At 38.7% G+C, this 26,449-nt stretch carries 20 protein-coding genes; 12 read left to right on the forward strand and 8 right to left on the reverse strand.

Going from position 1 to position 26,449, the window contains the following annotated elements:
- Positions 1-11: 11 nt before the first annotated feature.
- A complete protein-coding gene (locus QNI22_RS30930; protein ID WP_314516930.1) occupies positions 12-2,159 on the reverse strand; it encodes a TonB-dependent receptor plug domain-containing protein in 2,148 nt (715 codons plus the stop codon).
- An 863-nt stretch (positions 2,160-3,022) separates the two neighbouring features.
- On the opposite strand from QNI22_RS30930, the gene ilvD reads away from it, so the two are divergent.
- From ilvD to QNI22_RS30990, 12 genes are all read left to right on the forward strand, one after another.
- Positions 3,023-4,705 (forward strand): dihydroxy-acid dehydratase, encoded by a 1,683-nt coding sequence (ilvD, locus tag QNI22_RS30935; protein ID WP_314516931.1) that lies wholly within the window; start codon positions 3,023-3,025, stop codon positions 4,703-4,705.
- Between the two features lie 87 nt (positions 4,706-4,792).
- On the forward strand, positions 4,793-5,149 hold the full coding sequence (locus QNI22_RS30940; RefSeq protein ID WP_314516933.1) for a nuclear transport factor 2 family protein: 357 nt from the start codon (positions 4,793-4,795) through the stop codon (positions 5,147-5,149).
- A gap of 102 nt (positions 5,150-5,251) precedes the next feature.
- Positions 5,252-6,985 carry a biosynthetic-type acetolactate synthase large subunit gene (gene ilvB / locus QNI22_RS30945; RefSeq protein ID WP_314516934.1) on the forward strand — a complete coding sequence of 578 codons (1,734 nt, stop codon included), beginning with the start codon at positions 5,252-5,254 and terminating at the stop codon, positions 6,983-6,985.
- A gap of 89 nt (positions 6,986-7,074) precedes the next feature.
- Complete coding sequence (locus tag QNI22_RS30950; RefSeq protein WP_314516936.1) at positions 7,075-7,848, forward strand: class I SAM-dependent methyltransferase; 774 nt, start codon at positions 7,075-7,077, stop codon at positions 7,846-7,848.
- Positions 7,849-7,900: 52 nt separating this feature from the next.
- Positions 7,901-8,488 (forward strand): acetolactate synthase small subunit, encoded by a 588-nt coding sequence (gene ilvN, locus QNI22_RS30955; protein WP_314516939.1) that lies wholly within the window; start codon positions 7,901-7,903, stop codon positions 8,486-8,488.
- 111 nt (positions 8,489-8,599) lie between these two features.
- Positions 8,600-9,646: a ketol-acid reductoisomerase gene (gene ilvC, locus QNI22_RS30960; protein WP_313987512.1), complete on the forward strand. Its 1,047-nt coding sequence runs from the start codon at positions 8,600-8,602 to the stop codon at positions 9,644-9,646.
- A 194-nt stretch (positions 9,647-9,840) separates the two neighbouring features.
- Positions 9,841-10,341 (forward strand): hypothetical protein, encoded by a 501-nt coding sequence (locus QNI22_RS30965; protein ID WP_314516941.1) that lies wholly within the window; start codon positions 9,841-9,843, stop codon positions 10,339-10,341.
- Between the two features lies 1 nt (position 10,342).
- Positions 10,343-11,752: a 3-isopropylmalate dehydratase large subunit gene (leuC, locus tag QNI22_RS30970; RefSeq protein WP_313998042.1), complete on the forward strand. Its 1,410-nt coding sequence runs from the start codon at positions 10,343-10,345 to the stop codon at positions 11,750-11,752.
- A gap of 339 nt (positions 11,753-12,091) precedes the next feature.
- The gene (locus QNI22_RS30975; RefSeq protein ID WP_314516943.1) at positions 12,092-12,436 is read left to right on the forward strand and encodes a hypothetical protein; all 345 of its coding nucleotides are present in this window, start codon (positions 12,092-12,094) and stop codon (positions 12,434-12,436) included.
- Positions 12,437-12,548: 112 nt separating this feature from the next.
- Positions 12,549-13,355: a class I SAM-dependent methyltransferase gene (locus QNI22_RS30980; protein WP_314516946.1), complete on the forward strand. Its 807-nt coding sequence runs from the start codon at positions 12,549-12,551 to the stop codon at positions 13,353-13,355.
- A 138-nt stretch (positions 13,356-13,493) separates the two neighbouring features.
- Positions 13,494-14,216, forward strand: a complete 723-nt coding sequence (locus tag QNI22_RS30985) for a 1-(5-phosphoribosyl)-5-[(5-phosphoribosylamino)methylideneamino]imidazole-4-carboxamide isomerase (RefSeq protein ID WP_313987502.1) — start codon at positions 13,494-13,496, stop codon at positions 14,214-14,216.
- A 70-nt stretch (positions 14,217-14,286) separates the two neighbouring features.
- The gene (locus QNI22_RS30990) at positions 14,287-14,601 is read left to right on the forward strand and encodes a hypothetical protein (RefSeq protein ID WP_314037049.1); all 315 of its coding nucleotides are present in this window, start codon (positions 14,287-14,289) and stop codon (positions 14,599-14,601) included.
- A 41-nt stretch (positions 14,602-14,642) separates the two neighbouring features.
- On the opposite strand, the gene QNI22_RS30995 is transcribed toward QNI22_RS30990, so the two are convergent.
- The 7 genes from QNI22_RS30995 to QNI22_RS31025 form a co-directional block, all read right to left on the reverse strand.
- Complete coding sequence (locus QNI22_RS30995) at positions 14,643-15,002, reverse strand: heavy-metal-associated domain-containing protein (RefSeq protein WP_314516949.1); 360 nt, start codon at positions 15,000-15,002, stop codon at positions 14,643-14,645.
- Positions 15,003-15,063: 61 nt separating this feature from the next.
- A complete protein-coding gene (locus tag QNI22_RS31000; protein WP_314516950.1) occupies positions 15,064-17,445 on the reverse strand; it encodes a TonB-dependent receptor in 2,382 nt (793 codons plus the stop codon).
- A gap of 81 nt (positions 17,446-17,526) precedes the next feature.
- On the reverse strand, positions 17,527-17,955 hold the full coding sequence (locus QNI22_RS31005) for an HYC_CC_PP family protein (RefSeq protein ID WP_313987493.1): 429 nt from the start codon (positions 17,953-17,955) through the stop codon (positions 17,527-17,529).
- Between the two features lie 169 nt (positions 17,956-18,124).
- On the reverse strand, positions 18,125-18,958 hold the full coding sequence (locus tag QNI22_RS31010) for a phytoene/squalene synthase family protein (RefSeq protein ID WP_314516951.1): 834 nt from the start codon (positions 18,956-18,958) through the stop codon (positions 18,125-18,127).
- Between the two features lie 58 nt (positions 18,959-19,016).
- Positions 19,017-20,486, reverse strand: a complete 1,470-nt coding sequence (locus QNI22_RS31015; protein WP_314516953.1) for a phytoene desaturase family protein — start codon at positions 20,484-20,486, stop codon at positions 19,017-19,019.
- 152 nt (positions 20,487-20,638) lie between these two features.
- Positions 20,639-21,148 carry an RNA polymerase sigma factor gene (locus QNI22_RS31020; protein WP_313987487.1) on the reverse strand — a complete coding sequence of 170 codons (510 nt, stop codon included), beginning with the start codon at positions 21,146-21,148 and terminating at the stop codon, positions 20,639-20,641.
- A 1,690-nt stretch (positions 21,149-22,838) separates the two neighbouring features.
- Complete coding sequence (locus QNI22_RS31025; protein ID WP_314516957.1) at positions 22,839-25,871, reverse strand: AsmA family protein; 3,033 nt, start codon at positions 25,869-25,871, stop codon at positions 22,839-22,841.
- Positions 25,872-26,449: the final 578 nt, after the last annotated feature.

Consider the following 26,449-nt stretch of genomic DNA (forward strand, 5'->3'; position numbering starts at 1 on the left):
CAAAATAGAGATTAATTAGTTTGTTTCAACGTATAGGAAACACGAATCAGAAACTCTCGTGATGGACCTGGTAGGGGAGCATGACCGCCATTATAAGGTTGAATAAATGCAAACTTTTGGTTTAGTATATCATAGATGCCTAATCCGACTTCAAGACCTGAAGTTAGAAGGTTTTGTTTGCGAATAAACGTATTCAATAAGGCGGCAGGGGTAAATTTTCCAACTGTTTCCGGTGCAATATAGCCGTACCTGTTACTTAGTAAAGTACCAGAAAGACTCGCAGACCAGTCTGAGCCCAGGTGTACATTGCTGTTTATGCCTATCTGATGAGCAGGATTTCCAAGCGTGACATTATTTTTACCTGGTACACTATAAAGAGAAATAGTTTCTTTCTTCCATGAAGTAGTATAAAAAGCATAACTTACTGTCAGGAATCCCCAGCGCTCTTTTAGTTTGTATTCCATTTCCAAACCGCTACTGCCACTTCTGGGAAAGTTTTGATAGGAATCACCCTCTTCAAAATTGTAGACAATAGGATCTTTAGTGGTTATATCAAAAAGGTTTATTGTCAGGAAAGAATTTTTACCAATCTGGTAGCCAGCTTCCATTTCCAGGACACTGCTTTTTTCGGGGTTAATATGATTGTCAATACTAAAATTGATATTTTCAATTCCAGGGGCACGGAATGAATTGGAATATAATACTTTAAGATGAAGTTTATCAAACTTACGGGTAATACCTAAACGAGGAACAAACGCAGATCCAAAGGCATCATTGTGATCATAGCGCATTCCTATTGTAATATGTGCTAAAGAGAATTTAAGTAAAGTTTGAGCAAACAGAGCTTTATTATTGAAACTAACATGTCTGCTTCCATTATAAAACAATGTATCACCTTCCTTAGAGAAGTTATATCCTCTGTCATTAAAAAATTCTCCACCACCTATAATGTTGACACGGCGTGATAGATCATAGGTAATGGTGATGCTTCCCCGACTACGATCTGCCTGTTTGTTATAAGAAGAGTATTCATCTGCATTACCTATATATTGCCAGGGAAGTTGGCGTTTGAAACTCAGACGTGGAGTTATAGTAAGTTTGCTGTTAATTTCCCATTTGTATTTGATTTCCCCCAGCCATGACTTGAAATTATTGGGATATGCCCGACTCAAACTGACATCATACCCATCTCGAATAGTGGCTTGGTAGTCATCATAAATTCCCCGGAATGTCCAGTTTTTGTATGTTATACCAAGATTTACATTGGTTGGATTCAGTGCCGAATTATTTTTCATGGAATACGTCTGTGGCACATAGGAAGTATCAATACGCTGGATTTCCTGCCCATTATATACTGTATCTATGCGACTTATTCCCTGATAAAATGAAGTGAAAGGTTGATCACTACGCTGGCCTTGTCCTGCAAATACTGCAAGAGAAAGTCCCCAGTTTCCTATTTTCTGACCAGCAGAAATACTGATATTGCGTCGGGCATAGGCATGCTCCATAGTTCCATAGGTACCTGTAATCTGTAGTCCTTTCAGGTCGTCATAGCTTTTGGTGATGATACTGATTACTGCATATTCTGCATAGCCACCATAAATAGCAGAACCGGGCCCTCGGATTATTTCAATCCGTTTTATCTGACTTACATCGAAGTGGTTGCCAAATTGTAAGGTACTGTACATTGTTTCATTCATCTCTTGTCCATCCAGCAGTAATAGTACTTTCCCTTCATGTGCCCAGTTTCCTCTTATACTAAGGCCTGTAACGCCTTGGGTATCCATACCAAATTGAAAGCCAGGCACCATACGTAAGACATCTATCAGGTCTCGGGCTCCTGAAGATTTGATGTCTTCTTCTGTAATGAGTGAAACAATACTTGGTGATTTTCGGGAAGACTGGGCTTTTTGTGAGGCAACCCCAATCAAGGAATTTATTAACTTCTCAAGTTCACTTGACATAGTCACTCCGGAAGCTTTTAACTTCAGCAGTTCTTCCAGTGACATAGAATAATAGTCATATGTAGTAGTTGTATCAATCTCGGCTTGGGCTGTTTGCTGGGCGCTTACTGAAATGAATGTACCAAGGATTAGGAATCCTGTTAAAATAGAATAGTGACCTATTTGTTTTAACAAAATAGTGAATGATTTATACATGGATATCCCGACAATAAAGTAAGTATGTTGTAGTATAAGAGAATGGTTGTATTGTAACTGTTATACTTTTTAGTGAAATGTTGCTTGATTATCAAATAGATAAAGCAAAACTCGTATAAGATATGCGTAGGAAAAACACAATTATACACTACTGCTTTTTGTGTAATATATTTGCAGAAATGAATGTTTTAGAATACTTCTATCAGGTTGAAAAGAGCTATGGATAGTTTATGCTATGCATTGAGAGTTATTTTTTGTTGTTCCCATACTATTTTTTTACTGTATTTATAGTGTCCAGATATATTGATTTTTAGTAACTTGAGAATAATTCTGAGGCATTTAAGAAAGATTATTACATGATAGGTTCTAAGTTACCGAGGAAATTCCTGTAAACTCGAATAAAAAGGATATTTCACAGAATATTGTGGTATTGAATCAAGATAGGTAGCAAATAAAATATTGTTATAGATCTCAAAGGAAAAATATAGTAAGTTTTATTTGGAGAAAAAGAAAATACTCCAGAAATTAGCAGCGTTTTTACAGTACTTTACTAAGTGAAAATACTCATTCAACATATTATTTTGGTGGTGGTGCTACTCTCTCTTATTAGTGGGTGAGAAAGGCATTGCATATCTGAAAAAGACCTTTCTCACCGTAGGAAGGTCTTTTTTTTATCACTACAACCCAAAAAATATGAAAAGCGCAACAATAAAATCGTATCAATCTCAGGATGCTGCCAAATGCAGCAATCGGACATAAACATATGCCTGACAGCCTTTCATGCTCTTATGTGTGAAAGGCTGTTTTGTTTGTTAGAATCTAGCTTTTGAAAAACCTATTTATTACTATTTCGATTAAAAAGAATGAACGAGCCACTGAATAAATATTCGCGCACATTAACACAAGAAGTGACAAATCCTGCTGCTCAGGCTATGTTGTATGGTATCGGTTTAACAGAAACTGATATGAGTAAAGCTCAAATTGGTATTGCCAGCACAGGATATGAAGGTAATCCATGTAATATGCACCTGAATGGGCTATCTGTATATGTAAAGAAAGGCATTCAGGAAAATGGAATGGTAGGATTGATATTCAATACTATTGGTGTTTCAGATGGTATGACCAATGGAAATGATGGTATGTCCTATTCATTGCCTAGCCGGGATATTATTGCTGATTCAATTGAAACAGTTGTAAGTGCTCAGTGGTATGATGGAGTTATTGCTGTAGTAGGTTGTGATAAAAATATGCCAGGTGCTATGATGGCTATGGGGAGGTTGAATCGTCCGGCAATTATGGTATATGGTGGAACTATCCGTTCTGGTAATTACAATGGAAAGAAGCTGGATATTGTTTCTGCCTTTGAAGCACTGGGTCGCAAGTTTGCTAATAATATATCCGACGAAGAGTATAAAGGTGTTATTCAGAACTCTATTCCTGGACAAGGAGCGTGTGGAGGGATGTACACTGCCAATACAATGGCTTCCAGTCTGGAAGCTATGGGTATGAGTTTACCTAATAGCTCTACCTATCCGGCTACACACGAAGGCAAGCTGCAGGAATGTGTACACATTGGGGCTGCTATGAAAAATCTCCTTGAAAAACAGATCCTGCCAAGAGATATTATGACACGTAAAGCGTTTGAGAATGCTTTGACTGTAGTAATGGCTACAGGTGGATCTACCAATGCTGTGTTGCACTATCTGGCTATTGCACATGCCGTAGGAATTACCTTTACTCTGCAGGATGTACAGGCTATCAGTGATCGTACACCGTATCTGGCAGATCTGAAACCTAGTGGAAAGTACTTTATGGAAGATGTATTATCTATTGGGGGTGTACCTGCTATCATGAAATATTTGTATCAGCAAGGATTGCTTCATGGAGACTGTATAACTGTAACAGGAAAAACGGTTGCTGAGAATCTGGCAGACGTACCTGACCTGGATTTTGAAACGCAATCTATTATTCGTCCCATTTCTAATCCGATCAAGAAAAGCGGACATATTCAGATATTGTTTGGTAACCTGGCTCCGGAAGGTGCAGTGGCAAAGATTACAGGTAAAGAAGGGGAGTTTTTTGAAGGTATAGCGAAAGTATGTGAAAACGAGGAAGCATTGATTGAGTTTGCTTCTAAAGGTGAAATTAAACCTGGACATGTAGTTGTAATTCGCAATGAAGGACCAAAAGGAGGACCTGGTATGCCTGAAATGCTAAAACCTACTTCTGCTATTATGGGTGCTGGATTAGGAGATAAAGTTGCTATGATCACAGATGGACGTTTCTCCGGAGGTACACATGGTTTTGTGGTAGGACATGTTACACCTGAAGCACAGGAAGGTGGCCCTATTGCATTAATTAAAGATGGAGATACTATACGTATTGATGCAATAAATAATACAATTGACGTTCTTATTTCAGATGAAGAAATGGCATCCCGTAGAGCTGCATGGGTACAACCTGCTTATAAAGCCACTCAGGGTATCCTGAAAAAATACATTAAAAGTGTATCTTCTGCATCACAGGGATGTGTGACAGATTTATAAGACATCAGGATGAGAAGGTACAATAGATAGGTTGTGGAGAGCTCAGACTGAAAGACTAATAGCGTACATTTTTATATTTATACAACTATGCTTACAAAAGAAATCGCAACTGAATTCGCCCATGATTGGGTAGATTCCTGGAACAAACACGATCTGGATCGGGTGTTAGATCATTACACAGATGACTTTGAAATGACTACACCTTTGATTGTGAGTCTGATGAACGAACCTTCTGGTACTTTAAGTGGAAAGGATCGAGTCAGAAACTATTGGGAAAAAGGATTAGAGAAGTATCCGGATCTGCATTTTCAGATTATTGATGTTCTCAGCAGCGTTTCTTCTGTAACCATTTATTATACGTCAGTACTGAATAAAAAAGCAGTGGAATTTTTTCTGTTTAATGAACAGGGAAAAGTGTACAAAGCAATTGCTCACTATGACTAGTGATTGAATATATCTATTTATCTTACCATTTAATTTATTTGAGAATTTCTGCAAGCAGTTAACTCTCATTAACGAATAAATTGATCATCAACTGATAAACATATGCAGACATTACAAGCAAAGAGTGATAAAGAAACCAGTGTAAAACAAGATCCTATTTCCGGGTCAGAAGCTGTATTACGTTGTCTGATTGAAGAAGGCGTTGAAACGATTTTTGGCTATCCGGGAGGTGCTATCATGCCTATTTATGACGCTTTATATGGATATGCAGATAAGCTGACTCACATACTGGTTCGCCATGAGCAGGGAGCTATTCATGCTGCTCAGGGGTATTCCCGTGTAACAGGTCGTGTAGGAGTTTGTTTTGCCACATCAGGGCCTGGTGCTACCAACCTGATTACTGGTATTGCTGATGCACAAATTGATTCTACACCTTTGGTATGTGTAACAGGTCAGGTTGCCTCTCCTTTACTGGGAACAGATGCTTTCCAGGAAACAGATGTGATTGGTATCTCTATGCCTGTAACGAAATGGAATTATCAGATCACGAATGTAGACGAAATTCCTGCTGTATTTGCCAAAGCATTCTTTATTGCTAAATCCGGACGTCCGGGACCTGTTCTGATTGATATTACGAAAGATGTTCAGAATGCTATGATGCAGTTCTCTTACAAAAAATGTGAGAAGATTCGTAGCTATGCGCCTTATCCAAAGCCTACTCAACAGAGCTTACAGGATGCAGCTGAATTAATTAATACTGCTAAGAAGCCTTATATTCTGGTAGGGCACGGCATATTGCTTTCAGGTGCCCAGAAAGAGATTGTGGAATTTGCTGAGAAAGCCGATATCCCTGTTGCTTCTACCTTGATGGGCCTATCTGCATTTCCTACTGACCATCCATTGTATGTAGGCTATCTGGGAATGCACGGAAACTATGGTCCTAATATCAAGACGAATGAGTGTGATGTGTTGATTGCGATTGGAATGCGTTTTGACGACCGGGTGACTGGTAATCTGAAGACGTATGCCCGTCAGGCAAAAGTAATTCACATCGAAATCGACCCGGCTGAGATTGATAAGAATGTAAAGACGGCGGTAGCTATTAATTCAGATGCAAAAGAGGCTTTACATGAACTAACTCCATTGATCAAAAAACAGAGTCATACAGAGTGGATACAGGAGTTCAGAGATTGTGATAAGATAGAACATGATAAAGTTATCCAACATGCACTATATCCTGAGACTGGTAAGTTGAAGATGTCTGAAGTAGTGAATGTAATTTCTGAAATGACAAATGGAGAAGCTATTGTGGTAACCGATGTAGGTCAGCATCAGATGGCAACTTCCCGTTATTACAAATTTAAAGTAACAGATAGTAATGTGACTTCTGGTGGTTTGGGGACTATGGGCTTTGCTCTGCCAGCTTCTATGGGTGCCAAATTAGGTAAACCAGACCGTCAGGTAATTGCTGTGATTGGAGATGGTGGGTATCAGATGACAGTACAGGAGTTGGGAACTATCATGCAGTATAACATCGGGGTGAAGATTGTGGTATTGAATAACAGCTTCCTGGGTATGGTACGCCAGTGGCAACAACTGTTCCATGAAAAACGGTATTCTTTCACAGAAATGACCAATCCCAACTTTATCAAGCTGGCTGAGGCCTATTCAATTCCTGCAGAGAAAGTTGAGCAGCGTGAAAACCTGAAAGCAGCTGTTCAGAAGATGCTGGATGCCAAAGGTCCTTATTTTATGGAAGTAATTGTAGAGACAGAAGAGAACGTATTCCCAATGGTACCTGCCGGAGCATCCGTAACGGATATTCGTTTAGAGTGATTTAGTGAAAGTATCCGTAAAGTTTTAGCCTGCTATGGGAAAACTTTACGGATCGTTATCGAATTTTACATAAAAATAAAAGATGCCCTATGCCTAATCCTCAGAATGAGACTCAGCAGTGGAATGCACAGTTTTATGATACAAAACATGCCTTTGTGTTTCAGTATGGTGAAGATGTGATTAACCTATTGAATCCACAAGCAGGTGAGCGTATTCTGGACTTAGGTGCAGGAACAGGACATCTGGCTAAGAAAATTGCCGGTTATGGTTGTGAAGTGATAGGTATTGACAATTCGCCGGAAATGGTTGCGAAGGCTCAGAATGCTTATCCGGAAATTGCTTTTTTTCAGAAGAGTGGTGCTGACTTCTGGTTTGCTGAACCATTTGATGCTGTGTTTTCCAACGCTACATTGCATTGGATACACACTCCTGAAAAAGTAATCGAGTGTGTATACAAAGCGCTAAAACCAGGAGGTAGATTTGTGGCTGAATTTGGTGGAAAAGGAAATGTGCAGCGTATCTTGGTTGCTTTAGCTGAAGCTTTACGAGCTAAAGGAATGAACACAGATGTGCATACGAATTATTTTCCAAGTATCGGAGAGTATACACCGTTGCTCGAAAGAAGTGGCTTCCGTGTGACATTTGCTGCTCATTTTGATCGTGACACCGAACTGGATGATCCTGAAAATGGCGTTATTGACTGGATTCAGATGTTTAGAGGATTTGCATTGAAGGAATTATCAGAAACAGCTAAGACTGAAGTCTTTGCCCAGATTAAAGAGTCTTTGAGATCAACCAACTTTCATGATGGAAAGTGGTTTGCAGACTACAAACGTTTACGTTTTGTGGCCATCAAAGAGTAGTATAACTAAATAAATTTTGACACTAAGGTTTAGTCCATAATCAGACGTATTTATGAATACTCCACAACCGGATAATGAACGGACGTTTATCATCTCCGTTCTGACTGAAAACAAAAGCGGGTTGCTTAATGCAATTACCATTATCTTTACGCGCCGGAAGATAAACATTGAGAGTATCAATGTCTCAGAATCAGAAGTGGCAGGTGTGAGCCGTTATACGATTGTTGTGAAGCTTACTCGTGAAAGAGCTGAAAAGCTGGTAAAACAGATTCGTAAACTGATTGAAGTATTAGGTGCCTTTCTGTATGAAGAGGAAGATACTCATTACCAGGAGCTTGCATTGTATAAAGTTCCTCTGGAACCCTTCCTGAATGATAGTCAGAATACTATTGAAAATCTGATACGTCAGCATTTTGCACGTATTCTGATGGTAGAACGTGAATATATTATTATTGAAAAAACTGGTAGAAAGAGCGAAACCCAACAGTTGTTCGAAGAACTAAAAGCATTTGGTGTTTCTGAATTTGTTCGTTCTGCCCGAATCTCAATATCTAAGTCCAAGCGTCGTACAGAGCGATTCCTGGAAGAGCTGGAAGAACTTAGTGCCAGAACATCTAAAAAAGTTGAGTATCAGGATTAATTCTATAGTTCTGAAACATATGTTCTGATTTTAACCTGTAGAACAAACTAAAAGTCTGTCATTATAAAGTAAATTAACCTTAACCTTTATTTAATTAACAATTCAAGTATCATGGCAAAAATTAACTTTGGCGGAACCGTAGAAGATGTGGTAACCCGTGAAGAGTTCCCAATGGAAAAAGCAAGAGAAGTTCTGAAAAGCGAAACCATTGCAATCATTGGGTATGGCGTACAAGGCCCAGGACAAGCGTTGAATCTTCGTGATAATGGCTTTAACGTAATCATTGGACAACGTAAAAACTCTAAAACATGGGATAAAGCAGTTGCTGACGGTTGGGTGCCAGGACAAACTTTGTTTGAGATCGAAGAAGCTGCTGAAAAAGGAACTATCATTCAATTCTTGCTTTCTGATGCAGGACAAATCACTCTTTGGCCAACTATTCAGAAATATTTATCTCCAGGCAAAGCGCTGTATTTTTCACATGGTTTTGGTATTACTTTCAATGAGCAAACGGGTATTATCCCTCCAAAAGATGTAGATGTAATCCTGGTTGCTCCTAAAGGTTCTGGTACTTCATTACGTCGCTTATTCCTGGCTGGTAAAGGCTTGAACTCGAGCTTCGCTATCTATCAGGATGCTACAGGTCGTGCGAAAGACCGTGTAGTAGCTTTAGGTATTGGAGTAGGATCTGGTTATTTATTTGAAACAGATTTCAAAAAAGAAGTTTACTCTGACTTAACGGGTGAGCGTGGTACATTGATGGGTGCTATCCAGGGTATATTTGCCGCTCAGTATGAGATCCTGCGTAAAAACGGACACTCTCCATCTGAAGCCTTCAACGAAACAGTAGAAGAATTAACTCAGTCTCTGATGCCATTGGTTGCAGAAAATGGTATGGACTGGATGTATGCCAACTGCTCTACAACTGCACAACGTGGTGCATTGGATTGGTGGAAAAAATTCAAAGAAGCTACTTTACCTGTTTTTGATGAGTTGTATAACTCCGTAAAAGATGGCAAAGAATCTCAGCGTTCTATTGATAGCAATAGTCAGTCTGACTACCGTGTGAAACTGGAAGCTGAATTGAAAGAATTGCGTGAGTCTGAAATGTGGCAGGCAGGTGCTGCTGTACGTCAGTTGCGTCCTGAGAATAAATAAGGAGTTTACTCTGTTTGCAGGGTTGTCAGGGTATTATTATCCTGATAACCCTGCAATTTTGTTTTTAAGACAGGTATTCAATATTTTTATATTCCAGATAAATCAAGTATTCTACAAGATTTATACTCAGTGAAGTAAGAATTACATATTTTTTGCTCATGCGTTTCTGTGTCATACTTACACTATTGCTTGTCATGTCTTGTAAAGGCAGTACAGAACATTATGACTGGAAAGTATCAAAATATAAATATGTTAAGGCTTATGTGATCCCGGATCATTTAGCATGTCTGTGTTTTGTAGATGAAATGCGAAAAAAAGAGTTCATTGCCAGACTGGATAGCACACAGAATAAACTATTGCCAGATAAAATATTATCTGAAAAACAGATACGAGAGATAGAAACTTTGTTTACAAAAACAAGTGAAGATGATATGTATGGGATGGGAGCAGATTGTTTTAATCCCAGACATGCTATTGTTTACTATGATGACCAACATCGTCCTACAAATGCATTATTAGTCTGTTTTGAATGTGGCAGAATAGAAGCCTTTCCTAACACACAGGAAAATTTGAATTTTTACACTGATAATTTTCGTTCTTTCTTTGAGAAACTAGGATTGCCTGTATTTGATAATCCAATTGAATATGAGGCTTATATTGATTCGTTGAAAACATTGAAGAAAACCAAAAAGTAATATGTCACAGAAACCCCAAACCTTGTTTGATAAAATCTGGGATAGCCATGTCGTAAAGCGGCAGGAAGGACACCCAGATGTAGTGTTTATTGATCGTCATTTTATCCATGAGGTTACCAGTCCACAAGCCTTTAATGGCCTGCGTCAACGTGGTATTCCTGTTTTCAACCCACAGAGAACTACGGCGGTACCTGATCACAATGTACCTACCAAAGATCAGTTGCTTCCTATCAAAGATGCCTTGTCTCGTCATCAGGTAGATACACTACGTAAAAACTGTGCAGATTTCGGAATTGAATTGTATGACTTAGGCCATCCTTATCAGGGCATTGTACACATTATAGGACCAGAGTTAGGATTAACCTTACCTGGAATGACTATCGTGTGTGGTGATTCTCATACAAGTACTCACGGGGCTTTTGGAAACATTTCTTTCGGTATTGGTACCAGTGAAGTGGAAATGGTATTGTCTGCTCAGTGTATTATGCAGTATAAGCCTAAAAAGATGCTGATTGAAATCAATGGCCAATTAGGAAAAGGAGTGCTTTCTAAAGATATTATCCTGTACATTATTGCTAAGATTTCCGCAGGTGGTGCTACCGGATACTTTGTGGAATATGCAGGTGATACCATCCGCAATCTGAGTATGGAAGCCCGTATGACCATCTGCAACATGAGTATTGAAATGGGAGCACGGGGTGGTATGATTGCTCCGGATGAAACAACCTTTAACTACATCAAAGGCAGAAAATTTGCTCCTCAGGGAGAAGAATGGGAAAAGCAACTGGCTTACTGGAAAACATTGAAAACAGATGAGGGTGCTGAATATGATACTGTATTAAGATTCAATGCAGAAGACATTGAGCCTATGATTACCTATGGAACCAATCCTGGTATGGGTATCAAAGTAACAGATCGTATTCCTACACTGGCTGAACTGAAGGATATTGCTGAACAGACTTCTTTCAAAAAATCGCTGGAGTATATGGGACTTGAAGCAGGTGCTCAACTTCTTGGTAAGCCTGTAGACTATGTATTTATCGGAAGCTGTACCAATGCCCGTATCGAAGATCTGCGCCTGGTTGCAGACTTTGTGAAAGGCAAGAGAAAGGCAGATAACGTAGAAGTATGGATTATTCCAGGTAGTAACCAGGTGGCAACGCAAGCTAAAGCAGAAGGACTTGATAAGATCTTTGCAGAAGCGGGTTTTGAGTTGCGTGATCCAGGGTGTTCTGCTTGTCTGGGTATGAACGAAGACAAAGTGCCTGCTGGTAAATACTGTGTTTCTACCTCTAACCGTAACTTTGAAGGACGTCAGGGGCCTCAGAGCCGTACCTTCCTGGCAAGTCCGCTTACAGCTGCTGTAGCTGCTGTGACAGGTAAAGTAACAGATATCCGGGAGTTTGTATAACGAATCATTCCAATAGATTTTATTACATAAAGGATTGACAATCTTTATAGGCGCAACAAAGTCTGGTATGGCATTGTTGGAAGTCTGTGGAGGATGTCAATCCTTTCTTTTTTAACAGGTTAGTGGTAGGGTATATTTTTTCTACATGCCATACACGTAAATAGGGACTATCTTCTGATTGGTGAAAAATGGGCTGAAATAGCTCTGCATATTGCTTATTGTGTCAGTAGCACCTGTGTTACAAAATTCTTTGCCAGAGTATAAAATCAGACTAGCAGTTACTGTTTTGCCTCCATTGCAAGAAACTAGGAAATCGTTTACCATATAATTTTTCTGTATATGTTCCGCGTTGCTTTTATCATACTTGTGTTTTTTACTTGTGCAGGATTCACGAGAGCACAAATTTCTGCAAATCAACTGGTTGGAAAATATTGGTTGTATTTAAAAGAAGCCAATCAGAAGACAGATGAGTTTTTTGAGATTAAGCCAGGAGAAGGACAGAACTATGTATTTATCTGGCCTGATCAGTCTTCTTGCAAACTGATTCCTGAATCCGCTTCTTCGTATCGTCTGGATTGTAAGGATGAAAAGTTGCAGGTTACATTTGAAACAGATGGTAGTAAAATAAAAGGATTTACGCTACATTCAGCAAGTAGCCCTATGTACGGTCTTAAAAGCGAATAAAGCTTTTACTATAGAAAAAGGCTGTAGTCAGCGTTATAGAAGTGTATTGGAAACTTCAGGTAAATAAGTACCTTGCTTTCCACTTGTCTATATCATAAACTGACTGCAACCTATGTCTGATTCCTCTTTAACAAAAGATCGTGCTTCCATGCCTTCCGGTACAGCACCTGTACTGGATCGTCGTACTCTCAAAAATAGCAATCGCAATCTGTTATCTTTAGTGAAGCCAGGACTTACTGTGCTTGATGTAGGTTGTGGTACAGGAGCAATCACCAAAGATATTGCCGGATTAGTTGGTACGAATGGAAGCGTTGTAGGGATTGATCTGAGTGAAGAGTTGATTAACGCTGCAAAAACAAATCATACCTCTGTCAGTAATCTCTCCTTTCAGGTACAGGATATTTTTACCTATGAATCAGATTTGCGTTTCGATCTGATCACAACTGCCCGCACCCTCCAATGGATGAATCGTCCTAAAGAAGCTCTTCTGAAGATGAAAAGTCTGCTTGTGAATGGAGGATGTATTTCGGTATTGGATTACAATCATACTAAGATTGAATGGTTGCCGGCTCCTCCTGCCAGTATGCAACAATTCTATGAATCCTTTCTTCGGTGGCGTGCTGATGCTGGCATGGATAACAAGATCGCCGATAATTTACAGGCTATATTTTCGGAAATTGGATTAAAAAACACTACTATTACCAACGAATCGGAATTCTATCATAATAAAGAATCTGATTTTTATGATACAGCTGGCATCTGGAACAAAGTAGCTGAAACCAGAGGAAATCAACTGGTAAAAGATGGTTACATTACAGAGTCTCAGCGCATCAGCGCGATACAAGATTATGATAAATGGTTAAAAAATGACGCAATTTCTATAAAGCTGTATCTACTGGGAGTTACCGGATATTTGTAAAATTATTGAGGGCCTTACAGAATTAAAAGCCCTTTGTGTCCGTTACAGTGGATATCTTCTATAGACTTTAGGCATGCATACAATAGTAGGTATTCTATTTGTATGTTATTGCAGTTATACATTTATCTTCGGTTTTGCATGATTCAGATTATTCCGGCTATTTCTATTTACCAGGGGAAATGTGTGAAAGTTCCACCTGGTGATTTTGAGAATCCTATTATATATGGCGACAGTCCTGTAGAAGTCGCACAACTATTTGAAGAACATGGCATTCGTCGTGTTCATTTGGTAGATCTGGATGGTGCAAAAAAGGGCACGGTAGTGAACTTTAGCGTGCTGCGTATGATTTCTGGTTATACCAGTTTGTCCATTGACTTTAGTGGGGGTATTCATACCAGTGAAGATGTACAACTTTCTTTACAGAATGGCGCCACCTATGTAGCTGCGGCCAGTATTGCCGTTACCAATCGGAAAGAGTTTAGTTCATGGATAGATACCTATGGAAAAGATCGTATCATTCTGACTGCCGACTCCCGAAATGGCAAGATTATTACAGATGGATGGCGACAAAGTACACAAATAGATCTGTTTGAGCTGATTGGCTACTATCATAGCCTGGGAATAAAATACGTGAAATGTACAGATGTAGGGAGAGATGGTACTATGGAAGGACCTGCTATCGATCTGTACAAGCAACTGTTAAAAGAGTTTCCGGATTTGTGTTTATTAGCAAGTGGAGGGGTGAGGTCTGTTGCGGATATTGATAAGCTGGCTGTAGCAGGAGTGTATGGGGTGATTTTTGGGAAGGCCTATTACGAAGGAAAAATAAAACTCTCAGATCTGAGGCATTATCTTGGGTAAGAGGTTTCTATAGTATACCACTTCATAGCAACTTTTATCTCGCTATATGGAATTCTTGCAAACTTTGTTCATGTCTTTTTTCAATGTAGTACCCACACTTTTTCAAATAGGAATCTGTATTTACTACTATTCAAAGAATCGTTCTACGGATGGCATTCTTCTTATAATAGGGTCAGGCATTCATTTACTGACATCTTTTATGTATGTTGCTATTCCATTTATTATGCAAAGCAATAACCTGCCTGTTTCCAACGTTTCTTCTATCTATCAGATAGTTGGTGGATTTAATTTTATTGGTACTATAGCCTTCCTGGCTGGTTTATTTATGCTTATTCAAAAGATGGTAGCTCATAAAGAATCTACTGATAATGCACCAAAATGGTAGCGCAGAACATAAATCTGCGTTACCATTTCAGAATCTATCTATTAATGATGATCTGAATTTCCATCTGAATGTGCTGTTTTCTTGCAACAATCTTCCAACTGATTATATGCTTTCTCTTCAGCAGGAACATTATCCGCATCATATCCTGTTTTAGCTACTGCTTTACGAATTTGATCAGGATTAGTCTTCTTTGGATTATAGGCTACAGTCAATACTTTACTATCTACATCCAGGTTTGATGACTGAACACCTTTTTCATAAGAAAGAGATGTTTCAAGCGTCTTTTTACACATTTTGCACACGGCAGACGTTTTGATCTTAACTTCTGCATTTTTTGATTGTGCCATTGCAGATCCTGCTATAAACACACTCACGAAAAGGAATAAAAGCACATTTTTCATGGTACTAAGAGATTTTGGGTAAAACAAAATAAACTGATATAATGAGTAAATAGATTTGTATTTATTTGATTCTGAATCGGAAACCGGTGTAGATCATTCGTCCTACGATTGGTCCCCATACTAAGGATGCATCAAAATATTGACCAAAAGGGTCGTTAGCTGCAATGATTGGGTTTGACTGACGGAAGTTTCCGAGATTTTCGCCACCTATATACCAATCCAGATTTTTGAATGACCGGGTAACCTGTGCATTGAAAATCAGATAAGAAGGGGAATTTTTCTCCTGTTGATACTCAGATGGACTTACCTGAGTGTCCGGAATTCGTTTGCTTCCTATCCATTGAGTAGTAAAGTCAAATTTCCATTTGTCCTTCTTGGTTGCATAGGCCACATTAAACAGCGCTCTGTCTCTACTTACCAATGGTCGGCGACGTAGTTGCTGATTAATAGTGGTACGAACATCATACAACTTATACGCTAACTTAACATCCAGTCGTTTGATGGGCTGATAGTTGAGTTCAACCTGAGCGGTGTTTGCAAAGGAACGTCCCTCTAGGTTATAGAATCGGATTTGTTGCGGATTTGCATCCAGATCTGTTACTACCTGATTGCTAAACTCTGTGCGGTACAGATCTATCAATAAGGAACCGTATCTGCCAAATAGCCGAAAGTCATGCGACAGATTGATACCATAATTCCAGGCTTTCTCTGGGTTTAGCCGTTGTGTAACTACTAGTTGCCGTGAGCTTACCAGTACAGCCGTATTTTCTGCAATAGGATTGGCAACCCGGAAGCCTCTACCTGCTGAAGCCCGCAGAGATGTATGTCGTCCTACATCATACTTCAGGTGCAGACGTGGTGTTACAATGGTGCCAAACAGATTGTGGAAATCTGTCCTCAACCCTGCCACAGCTGTAAATTTATTGGGGATTGTATACGTATACTCCCCAAAAATGCCTGGAACCGATTCGGTTCGGGCAAATGAAGAGTCTCTGTATCTCTCATTGTATTTATCCATCATATAGCTCATACCCATACGTATTGCATGATTGGTATTGCCAATAATGGTCTGATAAATCAGATTGGCATATAATGTCTGTTCCTGGCCTTTGTAGGTATTAGTGCCAAAGAAGGCATTGGTTTCATGATCAACGCCAGAGACAATGATACCTAATCCCCTGTAAGGCGCTTCCGGGAAAATAATCCCTAGCTTTCCAAATACTTCATTACGGCGTGTGGTAGTACCTGTACCATAAGGAGTTTTATGCTGATAATTTGGATCAGGCATAGAATGACCCATATCCGGATCATAAATCATGGGTATTTCCTCATGGGAGGGATCGTAATAGGAAAGTTGTCCTCCTCTGCGATTATCGTAGAGAGTTTTGATACCAAATTGACCTTTTACTCTTTCCCCGTCATATTTCCATCTGTTCAAGGCATTAAATTGTTTGAACATCGGCAGATCCAGAAATCCGTCTTTGTTACGATCCATCTGGTCCATAAAGGATTCTCCCAGTGCGCTACCGTGTAGTAAAAGCCCTGTACTCCATTTTTTACCTACCTTCTGAGCTGATTGTATGTTTAATTCTCCTCGTCCCATCTGATTCAGGTAGCCATTCACAAATAGTCGTTCACTCGCTTCTGGTTTTTGTAACTCTACATTAATCTGACCTGTAATGGATTCATAGCCGTTCACTACCGAACCTGCTCCCTTACCAACATCTATAGAGCTTACCCAGGTACCCGGAGTATGATTAAGACCATATATAGCATTCAATCCACGTATAGATGGAATGTTCTCTGTCTGCATTTGGACATAGACACCATCCAGCCCCAGCATTTGTATTTGTTTGGTTCCTGAGATAGCATCACTGAATGACACATCTACAGATGCATTGGTCTCAAAACTTTCAGATAAGTTACAGCAGGCAGCTTTCTGCAGCTCTTTGGTCGTGATCTTTTCTGTCCGTATCGGATTTAAGGGGTCAATAAACGAACTGGCTCGACTATCTTCTATGACAACTTCTTTGAGGGTTTGTCCAGGCTTTAGTGTTACAAGGATTTCCTGCTCTGAAGAATGGACATGAATCGTATCATTCGTATATCCCACAAAGCTGATAATAAGCGCATGCGCATTGGTTGGTTGGTTAATGACAAACTTTCCATTGGCATCTGTAGTGGTACCTATAGTAGTTCCCTGCCAGAATATACTGGCTCCTACGAGAGGAGATGCTTGCTGCATACTTCCATCCTGTATAGTTCCGCGTACAGTTTGTGACTGAGCAGCTACAGAATGTATAATTAGATAAACTGCTAAAAGCAGAAAAGCTTTTTCTGAAAAAAGACTGAAAGAACGAATGTGTAGCTGAAAAGCATCTATAGGTATGGATACTATAGCTTCATGCCTATTCATCCTGTCAGGTCTGACAAAGATGTTCATTGTAGAGTAGAGTGAATATGAAATAAACAGATAATACCCATCCTGAACTATCAGGATGTGAGAGCCTATTACTTCATTCTACTAAATCTGGAGAGTTCTCTTTTTGGTCAGGGTATCCCTGCCAGTTTGTGGGGGTGAGGTATTGGTATATCCACAAGCTTCTTCTTCACTGATTACAAGCTTGTGTACAAGGGTAAAGAAGTTCTGAACAACAGCCGTAAAAGCCAGACTGATAAATTTAGTCAGCTTTTGGGAGTATCCAGCTAGATCAATATGCAGGTAAACTGTTTTGTCTTCACAGCAGGCCGGCTTTTTAAAAGTTGTCTGTGATTGAGAGGTTGGTTGCTCACAGCTTGTTTTAGCAGAACAACAGCTTTTCTTCTTGGATAAAACAATAACTTTCTCTTCTTTCATCTGGCAGGAGTGCTCAATAAAGCCCATGCCAGTGCTGACAGTGAAAATCACTCCCAGCATAAAGAAAGCCACTATTTTATGGATAAGAAGACGCATACTTACAAATATAAGCCTATAGATAGTTAAAAAACAAATTTTTATTGTTTTTTAACATTTGTTTAGTATGAATGTCTTCCCATCCAGACAAAATAGAGAAATATGATGCTGTTGATGCAGGAGAGATATGTATAGATAGTTTCTACAACCACAAATACTACTCACCTGTTTATAGGTAGTTGATTTTATGTTTGCAATATGTTTGCACCCATAATACAAGCTTTAGTGGGTCTGGAATACGAATACGTTCCTGCATAATCTGAGAAGCAGGCAATCGTTTGATCTTTTTAAAGAGAGCCTTATAATAAATGTAAGCAAGGTAGACACCCCATTTTGCACCGCTGGGCAACTGCTTAATGCCTTCGTAAGCAGCATCAAAATCAGCCTGTATATCTGCTTCTATGGTATCTTTGGCTTTGCCATTAAATATAGTAAAGTCAATTCCGGGGAAATAAACCCGTCCGCGGTCGATATAATCACTCTTCAGATCTCTCAAAAAGTTTACTTTCTGGAAGGCTGCTCCCAGTCGTTGCGCGGAGGATTTCAATTGTTGGTATTTTTCTTTGTCGTTTTTGCAAAAGATATGAAGACACATTAATCCTACTACTTCTGCCGAACCATAAATATACTCTTCATAGCCTTGCCGTGTGTAAGAGGTTTCGTACAGATCCATTTCCATACTTTTAAGAAAGGCATCAATCAGGTTATATTCTATACCGTATTCATGTACCACTGTCTGAAAAGAGTGTAATACAGGATTCAGACTGATTTTTTCTTCTAGTGCTCTATAGGTGTCCGCTTTGAACCGTTCAAGTAAGGATTTCTTATCAAAGCCATGAAAGGTATCTACGATTTCATCCGCATACCGGACAAAACCATAAATAGCATAGATAGGAAGATGAAATTCCTTATCCAGGGTTTTTATACCTAAAGTGAAGGAAGTGCTGTAACACTTAGTGATTAGCTTACTGCACTCAAAAGTTGTTTGATCGTAAAGTTGCATAAATTCAAGTAAGTGTTTGATAGGGAAGTAGTGGAATCAGGATTTTTCAATGGATGAATTAGCCAAATTCTCTGACGACCTCCGAAGCGACTACCTGACCTGATATCAACGAAGGTGGTACCCCTGGACCTGGCACTGTAAGCTGACCTGTATAATACCAGTTCTGGATGTTTTTATTTTTAAGGACAGGTTTCAAAAACGCAGTTTGCATAAGTGTATTCGCTAGTCCATATGCATTGCCCCGAAAGGCATGGTAATCATTTTTGAAGTCGCTATGGGCATAGCTTCTTTTGAAAATAACTGATTCACGTATGGCACAGCCTGTATACTTTTCCAGTCTATCCATGACCATATGATAATATTTTTCACGGATATCTTCAGTATCAGCCAAATCAGGCGCTACAGGAATGAGAACGAAAAGATTTTCGTATCCTTCCGGAGCTACTGTAGGATCAGTTTTGCTGGGTGCCGAAACATAAAATAAAGGTTTACTTGGCCATTGGGGTTCTGTATAAATCTCGTGCGCATGAACTGTAAAATCCTCATCAAAAAACAGATTATGATGCTGTAATCGTGGAATGCGTTTATTGATTCCCAGATAAAACAACAAAGAAGAGGGAGCCATAACACGTTGCTTCCAGTAACTCTCGTCGTAATTACGCATACCTGGTCCCAACACATCTGCGTCTATATGATGGTAATCTGCTCCTGCCACTACCACATCTGCTTCATGTGTATTGGATTGAGTAATTACCCGACTTACATTTTTGTTTTCTACTACAACCTGCTGTACGTTCTCATTAAAAAGGAATTTAACCCCTTTCTCCTCTGCCAGTTTGACCATGCCTTTGACGATTTCATGCATGCCTCCCATAGGATACCAGGTACCCATACTGATTTCTGCGTAGTTCATCAGACTATACATAGCCGGCGTGTTCTGTGGAATAGCTCCCAGAAAAAGAATCGGAAACTCCATCAGCTTCAGTATTTTCTCATTTTGAAAATACTTCCGGATATGCGTATGAAACGATTGAAGCACATCCAGCTTAATTACATCAATGAGTAATTTCATACTGAGAAACTCACTAATGCTTTTACTGGGTTTCCAGACAAACTGATTCATTCCTACCTGATACTTATAGGCCGCCTGTTCCAGAAATTCTTTGAGCCGCTTCCCACTACCCGGTTCCATCATCTCAAATAGCTGAGCTATTTTGTCAGTGCCAGCAGGTAGGTTAATAACATCATTCTCAGAAAAAATAACAGAATATGATGGATCAAGGCGTATTAATTGATAATAATCAGATGTTTTTTTCCCAAAGCGCTGGAAGTATCCTTCAAATACATCTGGCATCCAGTACCAGCTGGGACCCATATCAAATGTAAAGCCTTCTGCCTGAAAAATACGTGCTCTGCCACCAGGAGTGCTGTTTTTTTCAAGCACAGTCACTTCAAAACCGTCGTTTGCAAGACATGTCGCAGCCGAAATACCTGCAAAGCCAGCCCCGATGACAATTACTTTCTTCATACTCAATGAAAAATGATTGGAATATTGAACAGGTAAACCAATGTAATGCTAAAACTCAAATTACACCAGAAAGTTTAAAAAAAGATATTTCTCTAACTATATAAAGCTTACACAAAGTAAACCCAGGTTTCTACCCTGGGTTTATCAGTTTACTATTGGTAAGCGTATACTTTCAGGTGGTCCTTGAGTTCCTTGCGTGCAATATGTATACGATTCTTTACTGTACCTATTGGAATCTGCAGTTTTTCTGCAATCTCATGATACTTGAACCCTTTAAAATACATAATGAACGGCGTTCGATAGGTTTCATCCACTAGTTGTAATGCCCGATTGATGTCTTCTAGTGCAAATGAAGAGTAGGCTAGATTGTAAGTGGTTGCGTTTGTTGAATTAATGTAATGAAGATTGTTTGTATTGTCGATGAATGTATTCCTCTTTACAATACGCTGATAGTTTGTAATAAAGGTATTTTTCATAATCGTGAATAGCCAGGCTTTCAGGTTTGTACCCTCTGCAAACTTCTCACGATTGATATATGCTTTTAGCAAAGTTTCCTGCAAAAGGTCATTTGCATCTTCAACATCTTTGGTTAATCGTACAGCAAAAGGCTTAAGTGATTTAGCCATTTTACCAATGGAACAGGAAAACTCTAAGGCAGTCATAGGGCTTCGAGTTAAAGGTGAGAAAAAAGTTTTGTTTAACAAATATAAATCAACATTAAACAAAATAACAAGATAATGTGATATTTTTTTATTATAAGACCTTATTTGCTTTCTATTTTGTTTAACTATATTCTTATTTTACTTTAACAAAAATCGTTCCCTGTACGCCAATAAGATAGATACGTAAGGTGGTATATATCGGATTTGGAAAAATAGGATAAAGAAAGTACTGAATTACAGCGCTATCAGATAGATAGGGTAGAGGATTCGTTACACTTGGTTACACAGGGTTACAGTTATAGGCACACTACTAAATGATTGTAAGTGAAGAGGGTTACACGAGTTACATTGATTTCTTCTATACACGTGTTTTAGTATAGTATAATACTATATATAAAGGGGGTATAGCTATTGCTCTATTCTTCTTAGGGACTTCTGCGAAAAATGGCAAAACTGTGTATCCGGTGTTACTTTTTTCATTATCAGTTTGTTATACTGTAACCACAAGTGTAGCCAGGTGTAGAAAGAGTAACAGGTCTTTAACTGTAGTAGTTTTTAAGGGATTGAGGAATCCAGTACTAGTAAAGTAAGAAAGTTCTTCTCTTCTATTTGTATTCATTTTTGCTCCTTTGGAAAGAATTATTTTCTTCTTTCTGTGCTCTAGGAAGGATCTTCCTGCTACAGCGAGACAGGTATAATAAAAATGAGATCTTTCTTTTGGAAGGTATTTTTTCTCTCAAAAACCAAACATAATTCTATTTGTCACAAGATTCTTTCAGAAGGACAGAGAGGGTAAGATCCTTATAGGAGAACAGTAAGGAGTCTTTATTTACAGAGCTCTTTCCAGAAAAGTTATAAGAATGCCATTCTATCAAATGCGGGTCAGAAGGGCCAGAAGCGGGTAGGTTGCGGGTTAGATCTAAGTAGTTGATAATCAGTTAGGGTAAGAAGGGGTAAGAATATTTTCTATACTACGTGTGTTATATATATAATATAAAAAGAAAATAATAAATATAGAATATACTAACCCTTTCTGCTCCCATTCTTCTGCTACCGTTTAGCCCTAAACATCTTACCCTTCTTACCCTAGCTGATTATCAACTACTTAGATCTAACCCGCAACTAACCCGCTTCTTACCCTTCTGACCCCTTATAAATAGGCTATGCGATTGCCCTTGAACCCAGAAAGGAAATATTAGTAAGTAAAACAGATCCTAAAAACTTTTGTCTCCCTAAAAGGATTTTCTACCATGTCGAAATAGGGATGACAAGGCTGGCAACTTCTGGAATTGGATCTTTTGAGCATAACTAACTTCAGGTTTTTAGTTTGCGCATAGTTCATGGCAAAATCTCTTTTGATAAAAGCAAGATTGTGCCATTGCTTAGTGAACAAATTGTGTGTAGTTCCAATCACTTTTTCGTTTGCGCATAACTCACGGCAAATTATTTTTTGATCGGAATTCTGATCATTTTTTCTGTTGCGCATAGTTCACCGCAAAAACAAAATCTGATCGGAATTCAACGCAAAACTGTTTTTGTATAGAACTATGTACAACAAAATTTTTGCCCTGCTTTGCCATACATGCATTTCTATATATTAAAAGGTTAAATCTATCGGGATTTCCCTTATAAGAATAAAAAATGCCCGACTTTGTTGCCGGGCATTTAAGTTTATGTGCTTGATGATATATTATCTTTTCGTTGTATCCTTTGTAGAAGTCCCTTTGTTAAATAATGACTTCAGTTTATTTTTAGCTTCCTCTTCTGCTTTTTTCTTTGCAGCCGCCGCTTTTTCTTCCAGTTCCTTTTTCTGCTTGGCTATCTCTGCATTAATCTTATCCTGTTCAGCTTTCAGTTTCGCTTCAGCTTCAGCCTTGGCTTTTTGTTCCAGTTCTGCCTTTTTCTTCTCCAGTTCGGCTTGAGCTTGCGCTTTTGCTTTGTCTACTTCTGCATTGGCTTTATCTGTCAACGCACTTTTTAGTTGCCCTGTAGCACTGCTACCCAAAATTTTAATCTGAGGTTTGTTGAATGTTCCACCTACACCCAGATCCAACTGAATCTTTTCAGGATTAGTAACAGGTGTCTTTAATTGAGAACTTAAGAATGATGTAACCTGAGCTCCTACCTTTCCTGTAGGAACATCCACTTTCACTTTATAATCCAGTGAACCATCTAATCCGTTACTTCCTGAAACATTGGCTGCATAGTCTTTCAATTTTACATCAAAAGGCTGATAGGAAACACGGCCATTTTCAATCTTTGCAGATAAAATTACATCCTTCAGTTCTGCAGGTGTGATATTACTCAATTTAGTTACTGCTGCAAAACCTTGTGTTACCGGAGATTCTTTCAGTGTAGCTTGTACCAGTTTCAGGATACCTCCACCTGTTACGGTTGCCATATCAGGCATCATATCCTGTTTCAGTAAACCTTTGATTGAGAACTCCGGTACATTTACAGATCCACCTATGTATTGTGCCATCGGCATCATCGTTTTTACTGTATTGAATGTCTGATATGCTTCGGCTATAGCTAAGTTGTTGATCTTTAAGTTGAAATCGTAAGCAGGTTTCTTAATATCCCGTGAGTCATACCCACCAGTAGCGATAAAGCTGCCTCCCAATGTATTAAATGCCAGATTTTCCATCCGAACTGTTCCATCTTTCACAATGATAGTTCCTACCATATCTTTCAGGTTCATGTTGTCATATAATACTTCTTTAAGAGATGACACCAGTCGGAAATCAATGTTTTTAGGAATTTCAACTACAGTCAATGGTGTATCTTCTGTAGCAGGTTTGTTAGGATCATCTACCATCCACTCATTCACATCAAATTTAGTAGATGAAAAAGACATGTTTCCTTTTATAACCGCATTCTCATGCAATACATAGTTGATATAGTTGGAGATAGAACCTGTAGCAGCTACATCACTTTTACCCAGGAACCCATTAAATGTTGTAAGATTAATTTCCTGAGGAGTAAAGCTCATTTCTGCTTTGGTGATTTTAACAGTCGGCATATCCTTTGTCGAGTAGGTAAAGTTTGTCAACTGAGCAGAACCACTGGTAGGCAGTTTATCATAACGTTGTGCATCTACATCCGACATCTTTCCTTTGGTTTCAATGTCTGCATATACTCTACCTGTAAGAGTCATTCCTTCTATAGGATAAATTTTTGTCATTTTGGTCAGATCAGCTCCACCTTTAACCTTGATATCCCATGTATAATCATCCAGATTTTCTACATATGCCTTTGCTTCCAATGGTTCGCCCTCCAGAATCATCCGGAAGTTACTTACGTTAATCTTGGTGTCTCTCATCTGACCTGTACTATTATTAATAGTAGCATTGACATTCATTTGTTCAAGAGGAGCAGGAAACTGGCTGGTTTTTACATACCCGTTGGTCAGGCTCATAGCAGCTGTAACAGCAGGCATACGTTTAGCTAATGTATCATATACCCCTTTAGCTTTTACATCTATTGCATACAACCCTTTCAGTGTCATGCCATCAATAGGAAACATCTGAATCAGTTCCGCCAGATTTAATTGAGCCTTGATCTGCGTATCAATATCATATTTAGACAACCCTTTCAGTTTAAAGCGTCCATCAACCGGATTTTTACCCAGATCCAGGTGGAATTTTTGAATGTCTACCAGAATATCCTCCAGGTTACCACTGGCATCATCTACTTTCATGTCTACATTAATATTATTGACAGTAGTAGGAAGTGCTGAATATTTCATACTACCATTGGATATTTTAGTGTTCAAGCCAAAGCCAGGCATCTGTACCCCATTAAAGGTTCCTTTTACATATCCATCGAATGCTATATCTCCTTTTGCTTCCAGATCTTTAAAGCTTTCAGTATATACACCTGGCACCATGGAAAGCAGACTTTTAAATGTATTGTCTTTGCTTTTGAAGGTGATATCCATTGTGTAGTTAGTGTCTGGCATGGCAAACCATCCATCAAAACCTAACGCAAAATCATTGAGTTTAACATTATTCTCTTTGAATGTATATTTAGAGTTTTTCAGATCCATGCTTAATGTAATGTCAGCATCTACCTTTTTCTTTGACAAATATTCCACTCCATCAAAATTTATTGTCAGAGAGTCAATAGAAGTCTGACTATTCATATCAAATACTTCCTTCTCAAAGTCTCCACTACCTGTATGGTTCAGATTTACCACTTTGGTATATACAGGAATACTGCGGTCATCATATATAATATGTCCATTGGTGACAGACCAGCTATCAATACCAACTGCCACATTAGATTGACTTGTATCTACTTCTTCTGTTTGAGTCGTATCCGCTATATAGATGTCCCAGTTGGCCTTACCATCTTTCAATACTTTGGCTAAAATGCGGGGAGATTCCAGGTCTACCGCCTTTACTTTGATCTTATCGCCACTGATGACAGACATAATATCAACAGTCACCTGAAATTTAGGAACTGCCAATAAAGTGTCACTACGAAATACATCCTTACCGACTACTCCAAAATCTTCCAGAGAGGCTGTAATATTGGGAAAATGCTTGAAAAGGCTCACGCTAAAGCCTTCTGCATCGAAATATACTTTGGCATTCACTTTCTTTGCAATCTCTTGCTCAAGCTTAGCCTTAATTTCATCTTTATAAATAATAGGTAGAATAAAGGCTGCTCCCAATAGCAGTACAATTACGCCTAAAAAAATAAGGACAACTTTTTTCATGATATAGATTATGGTATGATATGGTTCAGCGAATGTAATGGAAAATAGTATGGCGAAAAAAATCAAACTAATTGAAAATCTGACATTTTCCTTACACACGATATTTTACATAATATAATGTAGCTTAGTGCCATAACGAAAGAAATAAAGAAAAGTAGATAAAAAAGTTGAAATTATTTGGAGAAAAGGATTGGGGTATATACTTTTGTAACCCTGCTCGCAAACAAAGAGTCAAAGACGAGCAGAACAAGAAAAAAAGAAGAAAATAAATTTTAGTTTTTTCTTGCAGTAATCAAAAACAACTTCTACTTTTGCATCCCGATTCGCTGACAAGGCGAAGAAAGAAATAAAAAACAGAAGAAGTAGAATAAAGTAAAGGATAGAGGCGATAAGGAAGTCAAGTAGTGAAAAGTAAAAAAAATAAATTTTCACAAAACACTTGACAAAGAATAAAAAGAAACGTACCTTTGCATCCCGATTCTGAAAGAAGAAAAGACAAGAGTGGTAAAGTAAAAGTAAGAGTCCAAAATAAGAAAACCAAATTTTATACAGGTTTTTTTGAGAGTGAACAAGAAGTA

This window comes from Xanthocytophaga agilis (genome assembly GCF_030068605.1).
In the GTDB taxonomy this organism is placed as follows: Bacteria; Bacteroidota; Bacteroidia; order Cytophagales; family 172606-1; genus Xanthocytophaga; species Xanthocytophaga agilis.